The sequence below is a fragment of the Acinetobacter lwoffii genome (assembly GCF_024129355.1).
In the GTDB taxonomy this organism is placed as follows: Bacteria; Pseudomonadota; Gammaproteobacteria; order Pseudomonadales; family Moraxellaceae; genus Acinetobacter; species Acinetobacter lwoffii_I.
This window is the reverse complement of the sequence record NZ_JAMXXP010000050.1, coordinates 1-13,980: the sequence shown is the minus strand read 5'-3', so window position 1 is coordinate 13,980 and position 13,980 is coordinate 1. Positions and strand designations below refer to the sequence as shown.

Annotated in this window: 16 protein-coding genes; 10 read left to right on the top strand and 6 right to left on the bottom strand. The window is 34.4% G+C overall.

What is annotated here, in order from left to right; genetic code table 11:
* Positions 1 to 147 precede the first annotated feature (147 nt).
* Positions 148 to 462, bottom strand: coding sequence for a BrnA antitoxin family protein (locus tag NI468_RS15155; RefSeq protein WP_005254584.1), 315 nt, complete (start codon positions 460 to 462; stop codon positions 148 to 150).
* Positions 449 to 736, bottom strand: coding sequence for a BrnT family toxin (locus NI468_RS15150; protein WP_005254577.1), 288 nt, complete (start codon positions 734 to 736; stop codon positions 449 to 451). Before NI468_RS15150 ends, NI468_RS15155 begins: the two co-directional genes overlap by 14 nt.
* A gap of 305 nt (positions 737 to 1,041) precedes the next feature.
* Here NI468_RS15150 and NI468_RS15145 point away from each other — a divergent pair, with 305 nt between their 5' ends.
* The 7 genes from NI468_RS15145 (at position 1,042) to NI468_RS15115 (ending at position 4,462) form a co-directional block, all read left to right on the top strand.
* Positions 1,042 to 1,455, top strand: a complete 414-nt coding sequence (locus tag NI468_RS15145; RefSeq protein WP_253102518.1) for a hypothetical protein — start codon at positions 1,042 to 1,044, stop codon at positions 1,453 to 1,455.
* Between the two features lie 2 nt (positions 1,456 to 1,457).
* Positions 1,458 to 1,772, top strand: a complete 315-nt coding sequence (locus NI468_RS15140) for a hypothetical protein (RefSeq protein ID WP_000723215.1) — start codon at positions 1,458 to 1,460, stop codon at positions 1,770 to 1,772.
* 185 nt (positions 1,773 to 1,957) lie between these two features.
* Positions 1,958 to 2,569, top strand: a complete 612-nt coding sequence (locus NI468_RS15135) for a recombinase family protein (RefSeq protein ID WP_005237345.1) — start codon at positions 1,958 to 1,960, stop codon at positions 2,567 to 2,569.
* Complete coding sequence (locus NI468_RS15130; protein WP_157759226.1) at positions 2,529 to 2,789, top strand: hypothetical protein; 261 nt, start codon at positions 2,529 to 2,531, stop codon at positions 2,787 to 2,789. The genes NI468_RS15135 and NI468_RS15130 overlap by 41 nt, the downstream gene beginning before the upstream one ends.
* Before the next feature lie 865 nt (positions 2,790 to 3,654).
* A complete protein-coding gene (locus NI468_RS15125) occupies positions 3,655 to 3,870 on the top strand; it encodes a cold-shock protein (protein ID WP_005237341.1) in 216 nt (71 codons plus the stop codon).
* Positions 3,871 to 3,968: 98 nt separating this feature from the next.
* Positions 3,969 to 4,196 carry a hypothetical protein gene (locus NI468_RS15120; protein WP_005237339.1) on the top strand — a complete coding sequence of 76 codons (228 nt, stop codon included), beginning with the start codon at positions 3,969 to 3,971 and terminating at the stop codon, positions 4,194 to 4,196.
* 68 nt (positions 4,197 to 4,264) lie between these two features.
* The gene (locus tag NI468_RS15115) at positions 4,265 to 4,462 is read left to right on the top strand and encodes a hypothetical protein (protein ID WP_005237334.1); all 198 of its coding nucleotides are present in this window, start codon (positions 4,265 to 4,267) and stop codon (positions 4,460 to 4,462) included.
* A gap of 301 nt (positions 4,463 to 4,763) precedes the next feature.
* Here the strand turns inward: NI468_RS15115 and NI468_RS15110 are convergent, their stop codons facing one another.
* Both NI468_RS15110 and repM read right to left on the bottom strand, forming a co-directional pair.
* Positions 4,764 to 5,321, bottom strand: a complete 558-nt coding sequence (locus tag NI468_RS15110) for a plasmid replication DNA-binding protein (protein ID WP_129717817.1) — start codon at positions 5,319 to 5,321, stop codon at positions 4,764 to 4,766.
* A gap of 63 nt (positions 5,322 to 5,384) precedes the next feature.
* Positions 5,385 to 6,314, bottom strand: coding sequence for a replication initiation protein RepM (gene repM / locus NI468_RS15105; RefSeq protein ID WP_253102516.1), 930 nt, complete (start codon positions 6,312 to 6,314; stop codon positions 5,385 to 5,387).
* A gap of 2,729 nt (positions 6,315 to 9,043) precedes the next feature.
* Between repM and NI468_RS15100 the strand changes: the two genes are divergently transcribed.
* The 3 genes from NI468_RS15100 to NI468_RS15090 all read left to right on the top strand — a co-directional run bounded on the left by NI468_RS15100 (position 9,044) and on the right by NI468_RS15090 (position 11,554).
* On the top strand, positions 9,044 to 10,165 hold the full coding sequence (locus NI468_RS15100; protein WP_253102520.1) for a hypothetical protein: 1,122 nt from the start codon (positions 9,044 to 9,046) through the stop codon (positions 10,163 to 10,165).
* 93 nt (positions 10,166 to 10,258) lie between these two features.
* The gene (locus NI468_RS15095) at positions 10,259 to 10,468 is read left to right on the top strand and encodes a hypothetical protein (protein ID WP_034428019.1); all 210 of its coding nucleotides are present in this window, start codon (positions 10,259 to 10,261) and stop codon (positions 10,466 to 10,468) included.
* Between the two features lie 822 nt (positions 10,469 to 11,290).
* The gene (locus NI468_RS15090) at positions 11,291 to 11,554 is read left to right on the top strand and encodes a hypothetical protein (protein WP_104442394.1); all 264 of its coding nucleotides are present in this window, start codon (positions 11,291 to 11,293) and stop codon (positions 11,552 to 11,554) included.
* Between the two features lie 90 nt (positions 11,555 to 11,644).
* On the opposite strand, the gene NI468_RS15085 is transcribed toward NI468_RS15090, so the two are convergent.
* Together NI468_RS15085 and NI468_RS15080 are read right to left on the bottom strand one after the other, a co-directional pair.
* The gene (locus NI468_RS15085) at positions 11,645 to 13,045 is read right to left on the bottom strand and encodes a surface lipoprotein assembly modifier (RefSeq protein ID WP_164543325.1); all 1,401 of its coding nucleotides are present in this window, start codon (positions 13,043 to 13,045) and stop codon (positions 11,645 to 11,647) included.
* Positions 13,046 to 13,134: 89 nt separating this feature from the next.
* The coding region (locus NI468_RS15080; protein ID WP_253102514.1) for a factor H binding protein domain-containing protein at positions 13,135 to 13,980 on the bottom strand (846 nt) is incomplete at its 5' end.

Below are 13,980 nucleotides of genomic sequence, written 5' to 3'. Positions count from 1 at the left end.
AATAAATTATCAATATTTTTGATATTAATGAATACATGATAAATCAGGTTTAACACGAGTTTTTATACCGATGGTTAAATTTCACTAAGAACCAAAAAATTAATATATGTTATTAAAATTAAAAAATTGGAGCCTAAGCTCCCATTTTTATCGATGATTTTTTAAATCTTCTAACATTGCTTCACGCAGAATTTCATTCATTCGTGTTTGATAGCCTTTGCCTTGAGCTTTAAACCATGCAAGTACATCAGCATCTAAACGGATGGAAGTCTGTTGCTTCACTGGGCGATAGAATTGATTATGGCGTACAGCATTGCTCCAGTCTGTAATTTCAGGAATATCTGATAGATCTAGCTGATCATCAGGACCCGTCCCTTTAGCAAGCAAGCGTTCAATTTCAGCATCTTGCTTGTCGCTGAATTTTTCATTCAGTTCTTTACGTGAGTATCTAACCGTGCTCATATTTATCTCGCTCCGCCTTGGTGACTTGCCTTGCACTAATGATTCGTATGATTTCACAGTCATCTTCATCAAAGATGGTGTGAGCTACTAACAGCATTAGTACGCCTCTTACTTTTCCAATGGTTTGCCAACGTTCTTCACCATTGGTATGTCTGTCCTGGATTGAGATCCTCAGCGGATCTTCAAAAACAAGGCTTGCAGTTTCGAAAGAGACATCATGTTTTTTCTGATTCTTTCGATTCTTTGCCTCATCCCATTCGAAATACTGTTCCATAAAAAACATTCAAATTTGTATATACAAGAATGTATCACAAAATTGTATAACTCAAGGTGAGATGCGTAATTTTTAGTCAAATTTATTGGCGAAAGATTACAAAGTTGCTTAAAAAACACACGAGTTGTTAAAACGTCTGTTTTTTGATCTTTGGGGTTTTGGATTTATTGAGTTAACTATTTGATAAATAATACTATTTAAAAAGGCGTTTCGTATAACGCCCATTATGTTAAATAGAATCAAAAAACCTCCAATAAAATCGTTATAGTATTATTATTTAATGAGTAGATAAGAGAATTAAATTAGTGAAATACTCAAATGAAAAAATAGTAAAAGCTCTCTTACTTTCTCCTTTACCACTACTTTTTTTCACAGCAGTCCTGTTTATCGTAATGAATCAGGAATACAGCCTATACTCGATTTTAGTGGTTCTTGTAGGGCACGGTCTTGTCTACTTGGCTTATTGTATTTTGACTGTACCTTTCAGCTTCATATTCTCAATTCTTTTAAATCGTTATAACAGTCTTAATTTATTAACTATCTGTATTGCCTCTATAATTATTGCTACTCCATTTTTTATTCTTTTTGAATGGAGTCACACAGGAGAAATTTCGAAAGAGTGGTGGAAAATGTATACCAATACATGGACTATTTTTATGGCTCTCTTTCCTGGCTTATGTTATTGGCTGTTTTTAATTAATTTAAAAGATAAAAAATAGTTATGAAAAAAATATTATATTTTAATTTCTTAGCGATTATTTTGACTTATGTATCTTTGCTTTATCAAAAAAATATATTAGTTGCTCGCATAGTTGTAGATAAGCTTGAAAAAGTTGAAGTCATAGCTGGGGGATTTCCTCTACAGTTCCTTATAGATGGTGAAACCTCTCCAGTCGGAAGTATAAGTATCAATCCTTTATTTATTTTCATCGGCATGGATCAATTTGTTTTTCTCAATTTTTTTATTGATTATTTATTTTGGGTAAGTATTTTATTTGCTTTTTCTATGATTGTGAAAAAGTACAGAATTGTATAGATCTCCTAAAATTAACATAATACACGTTATACGAATTCCCAAGGCATGGCTTTTAGTCATGCTTTTTTTATCAAAAGACTATAGCTGAATGATAGCGAGCCAAATCGCATACAATCTCTATCATTAGACTTGGTGCAATAATTAAATGATAGTATTATCATTAATCTAATAGAATTAAAGATTAAATGATAGAAATGAATACACGTATTTATCTACGAGCTTCAACTAAAGATCAAGATGCAGAAAGGGCTTTGCAAATTCTTCAGGATCTAAACCAAAACTTGAATTTGGGTAAAACCATTGTGTACGTGGAAAACTATAGTGGTACGAAGTTAGACCGACCTGAATTGAATAAGCTACTGTCAGAAGCAAATCAAGGTGACACCTTGTTGGTTGAAAGTATTGACCGATTATCACGCCTAACCCAACAGGATTTTCAAGAGCTGAAGCGCAGGATTCAGGAGAAAGGGCTTCGATTAATTGTGGCAGATCTTCCTACTACCTACCAAATGATTCAAACCAGTGACAGCATTACTCATTCAATCTTGGAACTCATCAACAATATGTTGATTGATCTCCTGGCAACAATGGCCCGCCTAGACAATGAGAAACGTATAGAACGTATTAAGCAGGGCCTGGAACGTTCGGGTTACAAGCCAACAGGTAAGAAAGCCAATGAGGCTAAGCACAAACGAATAAAAGAATTGCTAGCAGCTGGCAATATGACTAAGGAAGAAATTGCCAAAGCAGTGAATTGTGGAGTTGCAACTGTTTATCGAGTTGCTAAAGTCATTTAAAAAGGCTTGTATCAGTGCTTCCCTTATGTCATATCTATTTACAAAGGAGCAAGGCATTCTTAAAGATCAAAAGACGGAATTAATGATGAAAAAGCATTTGATTTTCCTTGTTTTTATAGTGATGGTTTTTATTTTAGCTCTGGTTGTAAAGATTAATAATGATCATAAAAAAGGGCAAGCATTAAAGAAATTGGAAATAGTTGAAAAGCAAATCCCTTAGGTAAAAATTGACTTATACTTATTTAAATAACGCTAATAACTAAGCCCAAAAAACACCTAGACCCAGTGCTATACACGCTTAGTTTTTTATATTTCAAAAGAGTATTTTAGCAAATATCATAAAAGACCGGTCTATTCTCAAGCCGGTTTTTTATATCGCAGAGTATCATGGCTTCATCATAGATATATGAATATTAAGATAAATAAAAAGCCCTATAGTCTCTCCCGTTACTATAAGGCTTATAAAACGCTGTAATTTTTTCTTAATTACCTACTTTTCGATGTAGGTTATGAATATATTTTACCTATTGGTAAAAATAAAGATATAAGACAAAAGATGAATACGTTAGGAATTCCGCGTAAAAACTACTAATTTCGTATAACAGCCATTATGTTAAATATTATTATTTAGTAGTAAATGAAGTGTTCAAATTTGGAGGTTTATACATGCCTTGCATATAGGAAAAAATCATCATTCCAGAAATTAAAAACATCAATATTGTTATCACAGAGCTATATAAACGCATTCATTACTTATCAATCTTACTAGAAACCCATGTTAACTTAATATTGTTATACTTACGATATAAAAATGATTTCATTGAAAATAAATTTTTATAAATGAGTTATTTTTATCTTTTTATAAAATTATTAAATATATATATAAAAAAAATTGATTTATAATATTTTTAGTGTATAGTTAATTTAACTAGAAAAAAGTCTTGTTCCGGTAAATCTTCTTTAAGTATCGCAGTTTTAGTCATAATCCTTCGTTTTTTCAGATTTTAAGTCGTTCTTTATTATTTTCAAAGTTATACCCAGTCAATAAATTGACTAAAAATTATTAAAAATTAGTAGGATATATTATGTCAAACTCAAATGTTGTTAAAGGTACTGTTAAGTGGTTTAACGAAACTAAAGGTTTTGGTTTCATTCAACAAGAATCAGGTCCAGACGTTTTTGCTCATTTCAGCGAAATCGCGAGTTCAGGCTTCAAAACCTTAATGGAAGGCCAAATGGTTGAATTTAGTGTGGCTCAAGGTCAAAAAGGACCGAATGCTGTAAATATTGTTGCTATCTAAGTAATAATAGACAGTAATAAAAAGCACTCATAAGTGCTTTTTTTATACTTTAAAATTTGTTTTATAAATTGAAAAATCTCGAAGAAATAGGATATAAGTTGTTAAAAATAAATGATTTAATTGCAAAATCTAAAAATGGTACTGAAATTATTGTTTCATTAATTCCCCTTCATAAAATGCAAAATACACGTCAAGGTTTTAAAGAAATTGAAGTCGGTAAAAGAGTTCTGCTGGAATCCGGAATCGAAGTGGATTTAAATTTAGATGGCCGTACATTTTATACTTCTCTAAATCAGCTATTTAAATTAAACCATAAAGTTGCTTAGATTTAAAATTAATAAACATCAATAATTTAGGTTTATTTTTTCACTATAATTTTATTAAAAGGCTATATATGTTTAAACAGAGTCTCAGCGTGAAAGATCAGTTTGGGGTTAAACACATGATTCAAGCAACAGTGGATCATCAGTTTGCCAATACGCAATCTCATTCGAATATAAAACATATCACCGTTGATGGTGAAGATATTCGACCTAGTTTTGAAATGCTTTTTCAAAGTACCTTAAGTGGAAAAATATTCAAAATCATCTAGAAATATAGTTTTTATAAAATCTATAGTCTGAATGAAATATCAGAATCTACTCGCTAGAATGCGGGTTTTTTTATACCGAATTGAATAGCCACTAATTTGTAGACACTTTATAGTTCTTCTAAAATTAACATAATACGCGTTATACGAAATGCGTTATAATTATCTATAGAAATCAATGCTTTAGTTTCTATTTAATAGCCCATCTTCCCCAAGATGGGCTTTTTTTGTGACTTTTCACGTTCCACGCCTATTCTTTGATCAATGTTTCACGACTTTGTTCATATTAGTTAAACAATCGTGGTTAATCATAGGGTCTAAAAAAACGGCTCCAAAAGCCCCTTTTCTCCGGTTCCTGTTCAATGCGCTCCGGTACTGGAATCCGCTTATTTTTCGTCTGCTCTGGAGTAGTCAATCCCTCATCTTTCGGTTCAGCTTCTGGCCGAGGATCCGTTGCTATATCCTGGCTAGATTTCTGATCGGTAAACGTAGTCATATTGGCTGTGGGAGGCTTCATTTCGATGAGTGTTAAAAGCGTATCTATACGAGCGTTCGCCTTGGATTCACGATCTTCGGCTTTTTCTAACTGTTTTTTTAGGAAGTCGATTTGGCTTTTCAGTTCTACCACTGTTTTATCAATGTATTCAGGTGTATTTTGATTTTGTATTGAAGACGTATCAATACGTTTTGCCTGTTTTGCTCCAAAAGGCTCACCATAGACACGAAGTAGTTCTGAAAAATCTATACAACCATCATGGTCACGACTTAACACACCATTTTTTATATCTTTATATAGTGTAGCTCTAGATTTTTTATATAGCGTTGCAGCATCACTAACACTGTATTTTGTAGCTGTATTCATAGTGTATTGCTGTGTATTTTGAAAATGTATTGGAGAATACAATATGTGTATTCTCCAATACACTCAAGCTTTAAAGCCAAGGTTTTGTAGGTGGGGTAAAAACTGCTTTTGTTGTATTGGATCTCTCAGCATTTCTTTGATTTTTGCTGCTAATATCTCGTAGCTTTCACCTTCAACTGCTAAATGGGCTACTTCATGTAGCCTAGATAACTGATTACCAAACATGTTGATTTGTGAGTCTGTTAATCTGTAAAACGTATCCTTAGTACTATTTTGATTTTTCATTTTTCTTTGTGTTAGCTCAAACGAAAAGCCAACAATTCGTACACCTTTTTTATGTTTGTGAACTTTAATTTTTATGTCTGTAAATTTATTGATTTGTTGAATAGCAATATTTAAAACATTACTATTAAAATTACTCATTGTTTTGTATTCACTAACACCTAAGCCAAGCTTATTTCTAAAGTCTTCTAACTCGAATACAGGGGTTTTATTAATTGAACGCCATGCTATAACTAATTCGTATAGCCTAATTGCATACTTACTTGTTAATTTAGCGATCTGATCTATATCATATGATGTAAAACGTTGTTCAAGTGCAGAAATAAGAGGAATAACATCGTCTGTAAATGCAACTCCGACAGTTGCATGATCTTCATCATATTCAGCTTTCCAGCACCATCTAATATTAATTTTTTTTCTGGAATTCTTGGATGTTAATTTAATTTCAGAGTCATAAATTCCTTTTATGCCTTCGGCTAATGCTCGATAAGCTACACTACGATCTACATCAAATTGTTCAATATATTCAGATGCATGTATATAAAAGATATCAGAAGGAGACAAGACTCTGTCTTTTTTCCGTGCAGCAATAATACATAATAAGAGTAATCTTTGTTCGACAACTCCTAGATTATAAGATGCATTAATTAAATCATTTGACTTAACTACTAACTCACCCATGTGATTACCTTTATCAATACTATTCTTCATTTTTGTATCCACAGGCAATAGTTAGTCTCAGTATGGATTAGCCTAATCGTTTTAAAGCTGATGCTTTAAAACCTCTATAATTTAAGCCCTAAAGACTTAAAACGTTTAAAATTTATCGAGATATAATTTAACCAAATTCTATTTGAATAGCAACATATAAAAACCTATTTTAAATAGTGTTTTTTTAAACCTATTCAATAGCTGCACAAACCTATTCGATATGCTGCACAAACCTATTCGATATGCTGCACAAACCTATTCGATATGCTGCACAAACCTATTCAAATATGGTTTCAAGTATATGTAAAATATAAATTTTTTATAAGTTAAAATAATTTAAAATATTAAAAATAATTAAAAACACAGGACATTAAAAATTGCCCTTGGTTTTCGCTTCGCTCAAACTCTATTGAATCTCGCTTCCGCTCGATTCGGGGGGCAATTTTTTGGCCAATATTTCCGTGACTTTTGGAGAAAGCAAAAGCGACTCGGAATTCGCTTCGCTCATTAAGCTTTTTTGCTCGCTTCGCTCGGTCGAGACTCTGTTTTCTACATGTGATCTAAGTTTTTTTAGGATATGAAATCGTAAAAAACTGTTTTTCAGGGAGTCTAGGCGCGAATTTTTATTGTTCGCTCGTAGACACTCGCTCTATAGATACCGATTATACGCCTATATTCGCGCTTTTTAGCCTGATTACATGTTTTTATGATGTTAGGTAGCTTTTTTATAAAAAGTGGCTTAAAACGCAAATGAGAGCAAAACAGGAAAGCCCTGTCCAATAAACTTTGAACAGGGCTTATGTTGGAGTTTCACGTTACCGCCTAACGCCAATAGAACGTATTGGTACGTTTTCACAGTTATCAACTTGTGACATTCTCTTTGCATAGCAAAGGAAGCGAATCTCAAACCGTTCAGACAGCTTATGCCCGACTGTCATCACCACTAAGTTTAAGACAAACTTCGGTTGTGTTTTAGTTCCACAACTACGACTTTCTAATACCACTTTTCCGCTAGTTACGAAGCAAGATGTTTTCCATCACCGCTAAGTACAGGTCCGCTAATATTCAACCATCAAATTCAATCGTCACCGCTAAGTCACATTTGGACCGCTAGATGAAAATTCAGGAAAGAATACATCACCGCTAAAACACTATTCCGCTAGTCAAACAACTTTACTGCTTCATAACGTCACCGCTAAAAAAAATAGCTAGTAGCGATTAATTCAACTTTAAAGTTTGGATTAATAACTAAGATATTTGGTTGGCGTGAACCAACAACGGAGCCACCGTTCATGCTTCTTACTGAATAATCATCAAATATCACAACTACTAACAGCCACGTTAATAATTGAAATAATCATTTTGATTTTCTTCCACGCCAAAAAAGTTCGTACCATTTCATAGATACCGAGGCTGCCACACCTCACTTTAAAAACCCTTGTCAGTGGTTTTAAATATTTCCCGCATTGTCTTTCGCTTCATCACCGCTTACGTTTTTATTCGCTCGAAGTGACTGGATATGTATCAAGGTTCGATACAGAATCTACTCAACAATTCTCCCTCTCTCATTAATCAAAACTTATTCCCCACTCAAGGCAGGTTTTCGCTTCAAAAGTCTATATCAAGGAGCCACCTTGTATAATGATCGACTTGAGAGATTCCCATATTAGTCATAATGGTCTTTGTTCATTAATAAAAGTAAACCAGTATTAATAAACGATCAGTACGCTTATCCACTCCACAAAATAACAGCGATTCCGTTGTTCTACGGTAAGAGTTCCAAAAACCCGTATTATTCACCGTTATTCGACTTCATTGTGGGTAAAGCACTTGACCTACGCAAAGCAACATCTTCGCTATGTTTAAATCACTAAAAAATAAAAAAGACCGCAATGAACTTAATCAATGCAGTCTTAATTTCTGAGTGACATAACGTTCTACGTGTCACCGTTACAGGCTTGAGCTATCCAGCGATCTCACCAACTAACCTGAAATGTCATCTCGACAAGTCATTCAAGTTAATCCTTGAGTACCGAAGTTTCCAGATTTCTCCTCAACTCCCTAATACCTCGCGATATTCTCAGCAGCCCACCTGTGCGCCATACATCATGCCCTTCGTAAAAATTGAAGCATGAAATAGGTGTTGTTAACGCAACTATCAATCCTTGAAGTTACTCACACTCTCCATTAGACAGGGTTTGATCTAGTCGCCTAGATTCCCGTTTCTATGTCGCCCAACTATTACATAGATTACATATTTACGACTGGTGAGCTTAAAAGCAGACCTGCGTTTATATGCAGTCAGGATTGGGTCAATAAGCGGAATTTCACCACCTAGTGCCCGTCATAGCCGCGCCAGCTAGATTTCTCACGCACGCAGCTTTGCGAGTTTTAGTATACGTTGGCTGACGTATACACATAAAACCGCAATGACAAGGGTCTAGAAAAATTCGGGACAGATACGAATCACATCGATCCCAAAAAATTCATATTTGGCAGGCACAGAATAAGCCACAAAAAACCTAAAAACAACTGTTTGCTCGGGTCCACAGGAACTCTTATTTACAGAAAACCCATCTTCGCTTAAAAAAAAACCATTTTTAGTGAAAAATGGTTTTGTGATTCTTTAAAATAAAAGATAGACTTTTATGCTTTCCGCAAAAAACGCAGGTTTTGGTTGATTTATGATCTACTACACAACAACAAAAACGGACTGTCTTCTCAGTATCATGCAATGCGTTTCCAATGGAAAAGCAAAGTTCTGGTTTTCTGATGTTGTGCCTTTTTCGAAGTTTCAAAACCTGATTCCGAAACTAATTTTAGAGTATGGTCTGGATCTCGGTGAGCAAGCGCGTAAGAAAAAATCAGACTACGGGGAGCCAGTGTGGAGTCTTGTGATCAATTATGATCCGGCAAAAAGTGAGGTGTTCCAGTTCTGGTTATTCAGCACCGGTTATCGTGAAGCACGAAGAAGCAAGCTGACGCTACAAGAAATACTCGCTCAGAATTCGAGTATGCTACGCAAGCAAAAACTGAATAGTATTTTGACGACTAAAAAAGAAAAACTATTACGCTTCGGTGCTTATGTGCTTGGACAGTACATCGATTTTATGGATCTTAAACCGCAGTTTTCTCGGGTCTATTATCATCCGGAACGCTTTGGCGTGATTTTTAATGTGCACGCGAAGCAGATGAAAACCATTGATAGCAACCGGAAGCACGTTTACCGCCTGTTTCAGCCTTTTAATGCCTTTGAAGAAAAACGTTTTGAAAGTATTCAGCGGATTTTCGGATTTGCTTTTTTAGAGAATGAACATACACATTGGAATCAGGCATCAGTGAGTGAATTCCTGTTGCGAAGATTTGGGATTCAGTTTGATCCTGAAGTCAGTTATAACGAGCGGTTGAAAGCACTGACCGGTGCATTACGTGGCGTTCGTAAAAAGCATCTGGATTTTTTTCAGCGGCATTCTCAAAAAAAGATCAGATTCACCTGGTATCTGTCAGAGGAGTTTATGCAATCAGCTACCTGGGAGTTGAATAAAAAACTTGATTTAATTTCTACTGAAAAGGCTGACCGCTTGAAAGAAGCCACCTTCAGGTTTAGTTCCAAGGGAAACTTTCATGGGACACGTCATCAAATCGGCACTTTACAGGCCAGGATGAGATCAATCCTCAATGCTCGAGATCCGGAACAGAAAAAACTGAACCAGATGTATTTTCCCAAGAATCTTCACTATGTAAGATTTACAGCCAAAAAAAATTGCAATATGAAAGAGTTTGAAATGGCGTGTAGAAATGCAGATCAGATCTATTTGAACAAACAAAACAAGCAAAAAACTAAAGACTAAAGGTGAACTATGCCGAAATATCCTGATGATGATTATCTCAGCCGCCAAGAAATTGACGACTTGAGGAGTGAGGCCAAACACCCAGCAAAATATATGAAAGCTTTTTTCGATTTTAAGATTGAAGCCCGTTACTCATTTAGCGTGAATTGGTCCGCCGAAGATCGAGAATTTGTTGGCCTTTGTGCCGAATTTCCTTCGCTGTCCTGGCTAGATCCGGACAGCGATAAAGCACGCTCAGGCATTGAAAGACTTGTCTTTGATGTATTACAAGACATGAGTTCCACTGGAGAAGCCATACCTTAATATTTTTGGAAAAATGCCTGATTCCGCTGGATGTATTCATTCAGATTATTTGAATCTAAGCCGAATATTTGAAGTTTTTTATCGACATATTTGAAAAAGAAGCAGTAAACAATGTGCATTATCCCAAGTGCCAACGCTTCCATTTTGATCGCCGGTAATAGGGCATTGGGGTCTGTAAAGAGAATTTCCAACGTGAAATGATTAAAAAAATAGATGAAAAAAGTCACTAGAGTCAACAGAGTCAAAAGTGCATAAGCTTTAGCACAAGTCTTGCAGTGCTTATTCATTTTTTCTAATTTCTGAAAAATTGTATGATTCATTTGGCTCTCAAGGCATCTAAATTTTTGAATGACGAACTCTCTACAGATTTTAAATATCCAGGATTAAAAATGGGTAGAAATTTTGTGTCGGCTGATAGCTGGCTTCATAAAAAATTATCAAAATTATAGAGAGTTAAATTGTTAGTAAAGTACTGAAATTAAATAAGATGGTTAATACCAACACACATCATAGCTACCTGATTAAGTCAAATTAGGTAGCTATGATGTGTGTTGCTAAGCTTTAAATTTTTTATAAAATATAAGTATTTGATTTTAAATATTATTATATTTAAATGGCAAAAATAAAACTCAAACATTAATATTTATAAATAATTGAAATTAAACATAAAATTAAGATCACACATAATACCTACCTTGATTTGAAAAGAAGCTATTGTGTGTGTCGATCAGAGCATTATATGTAGAAAGGTCTCTAGTTCTTTATCCTGTCTACCCGACTTGTAATATGATTCATATATCAGCTAATTGGGAGTACGGCACTATGTCAACAGTAGATCTAATTGATGAAGATGACAATGAATCAGATATTGCTAGCAGAGCAGCTCGTGTACTCCAAGAGTGCTTTATTGCCGCAGTTCAACAGGGAACAGTGCTGTATGTCGAAAATAATAGCTTAGTGAGTAAAATGCCGAATCGAACCCCAATTGTGATTAAACACCTATCTGGGCGTAATCCTGAACTTGCTCAACGAGTAGCGAGTCGTGGAACTTTTAAAATTAAAAAATGTAAAGTAAGCCAAGATTGAAGCTAACTGGGACTTACAATTCAAATTTCGCATAAGAGATTTTATGTTAAATAATAAAAAGGCTCTAACTGAGAGTGAGAGCCTTCGTTCTTAAATTTTTTTATCTATTGTCATAAACCATGTGCCGTTATTACGCTCATAAAGTGGTAAATTGCTGTCAATTTTTTGATATCTATAATTTAACTTGGGAGTAAAACCTTTCCACTGCCATTGCTTGCGCCAAGTAGCTAAACCAAATTCATATTCATTGTCTTTGCGTTGAATACCATACCAAATATTATCTGCTAAAAAATTACGCTTAGAATAACGTATGTTGCCACTAATACCCAATGAGTCCCCAAAGTATAAAAAACCGCTTCGTATACCTTTTTTATTAGATGATTCTGCTTCGTCTGTTAAGCGATCTTGCATCCAGTCTAAGCCACTATATATGAGTAATTTGGATTTCGGTTGGTACAGAATCAATGCTGCCTGACTATTAGCATGACCATTATAATATTGTGCAAGATCCGAATCTTGATATCGTTTTTGGATATGAGTTGTATTCGCAGAAACTTGCCAATGATTTGATAATAATCGGTTATATTCTAATCCTGCACCATAGTTGTGACTATAACGACTATCACCTAGTATATTTTGCCCAATAAATGGAATTATGCCGAAGGACTGCTTAAGATCTTTATACTTGTAACCAGTATCGATACGTAAAGTCTGCTCACTAAATTCTGTATTATCCCAATAATGAATGCCGTTTAATGTTGCATTAAAATATACATAATGATTGCTCATCATATTTTGGTCACGTGATGCATTCAGCGTATAACCGATGCCTTCTGCCTTTTGTGGTAGTGATTCTTCATCACGTATGAAAGTTGCATCTCCAATAGAAATCTCTTTTATATTAGATGATTGATTAACGTTATTTGTTTTTTCGAAATTAAAATTTACGTTTGGTTGCCATCCTTGAGATTCTTCCATAGTACTCAATAGTTGATCTATTAATGCTTGGATCTGAGTAGGAAGAAAAGGTCTTATTGCTCTAAATTCATTTTTAGCTTCAGTATATTGTTTATTTTCAAATAACATCATGGCTAGATCAAAACGGGGATAATATAAATTTGGATTCTTTATAATAATCGCTTTGTACATTTCTATGGCTTTCTTTTGCTTTCCTTGAAAACGATATAAAGCACCTAAGCCATACTCGTATAAAATGTGATCGTAATTATCAGTTTTTCTGTATTTATCTAGTAGTTTCTCAAGTTCTTTCCAGTCTTTATCAATAATGGCTTGATTAATATAATCTTCTAAACTTGAGTTTGGAGGTAGTGTAGAAAGCTTTAAATCTTTATCTACTGTTTTTTTAAGTAATAATTCAGGTTGAATAAATGAATCTTGCTCAAAAAATACTGTTTGAGCTGGTGGTAATTCTTGAGAAAATGCAGTGCTAGAGAATGTTACTGAAAGAATTACTACATATTTGATATTCATCAAATGGCTACCAATAGAATGACAAAAACCGTCTGAAATTATATTTAATTTCAGACGGTCTATAGATAAGTGGGGACTAAAATAAGATTTTATTTAGTAATTTCACCACGTGTACCGCCAAAGCCAACGGTATCTTTACCATTAAAAATGACTTTACCAGCGATTTCTTCAGCTTTTTTGCCATAAAAGTCTAATGAATATGTACCAGTATTTGTTAATTGTTTAGCTGTTGAAGTGATTCCAGTTCCAGAAATAGAACCTTGTTCTAGGCTAATAGTATTACCTAAGCCAGTGATTGATCCTGAGCCTAAGCGATTAGTAAAGTTGATATCATAATTAAGAATGCCATTGTTAGTAATATCAAAAGCTTTACCAACGTAAGTTGCTGTACCTATATTTGGAATAGCAGACTCTTGAGTTTTTAAGCCTTTAATATCAATGGCTAGATTAGTTGTTACAGATTGATAGTTATTAACAGTTCTATCATTTTTTGTATAATTACCTAGTACAACTGAATAAGGTTGATTATAAATTGCTGAGCCACGATAACCTATTTCAGTAACTGACTGATAGATACCGTTTACAATTGATTTCGAAGAAGATGAGCTAACTTGACTCTCTGAGCGAGTAATTTTTTCAACTGGATATAAAGAATCAGAAATATCTTTAGCAGCAGAAATTTCAGCTTTTTCAATATTAATAATAAGAGTATCTAAAGCTGTTTTAGCTGTAACGGCATCAGATTCTTTATTTTCTTCTGCATAAGCAGTAGCTTGCTGATTATTTAAACCTGCTTTTTTGGCATTATTTAAAAGAACTAGACGATTAGCTTCGATTGCAGCAGCCTTCTCGGCAGCAGCTTTCTCAGCAGCAGCCTTCTCAGCAGCAGCCTTCTCAGCAGCAGCCTTCTCAGCAGCAGCCTTCTCAGCAGCAGC

Excerpts from the sequence above, each read along its gene's own strand:
- NI468_RS15155 (WP_005254584.1), bottom strand. The coding sequence starts at position 462 with ATGAGCACGGTTAGATACTCACGTAAAGAACTGAATGAAAAATTCAGC.
- NI468_RS15150 (WP_005254577.1), bottom strand. The coding sequence starts at position 736 with ATGGAACAGTATTTCGAATGGGATGAGGCAAAGAATCGAAAGAATCAG.
- NI468_RS15140 (WP_000723215.1), top strand. The coding sequence starts at position 1,458 with ATGAAAAAAATATTATATTTTAATTTCTTAGCGATTATTTTGACTTAT.
- NI468_RS15135 (WP_005237345.1), top strand. The coding sequence starts at position 1,958 with ATGATAGAAATGAATACACGTATTTATCTACGAGCTTCAACTAAAGAT.
- NI468_RS15125 (WP_005237341.1), top strand. The coding sequence starts at position 3,655 with ATGTCAAACTCAAATGTTGTTAAAGGTACTGTTAAGTGGTTTAACGAA.
- NI468_RS15115 (WP_005237334.1), top strand. The coding sequence starts at position 4,265 with ATGTTTAAACAGAGTCTCAGCGTGAAAGATCAGTTTGGGGTTAAACAC.
- NI468_RS15110 (WP_129717817.1), bottom strand. The coding sequence starts at position 5,321 with ATGAATACAGCTACAAAATACAGTGTTAGTGATGCTGCAACGCTATAT.
- repM (WP_253102516.1), bottom strand. The coding sequence starts at position 6,314 with ATGAAGAATAGTATTGATAAAGGTAATCACATGGGTGAGTTAGTAGTT.
- NI468_RS15100 (WP_253102520.1), top strand. The coding sequence starts at position 9,044 with ATGCAATGCGTTTCCAATGGAAAAGCAAAGTTCTGGTTTTCTGATGTT.
- NI468_RS15095 (WP_034428019.1), top strand. The coding sequence starts at position 10,259 with ATGAAAGCTTTTTTCGATTTTAAGATTGAAGCCCGTTACTCATTTAGC.
- NI468_RS15090 (WP_104442394.1), top strand. The coding sequence starts at position 11,291 with ATGTCAACAGTAGATCTAATTGATGAAGATGACAATGAATCAGATATT.
- NI468_RS15085 (WP_164543325.1), bottom strand. The coding sequence starts at position 13,045 with ATGAATATCAAATATGTAGTAATTCTTTCAGTAACATTCTCTAGCACT.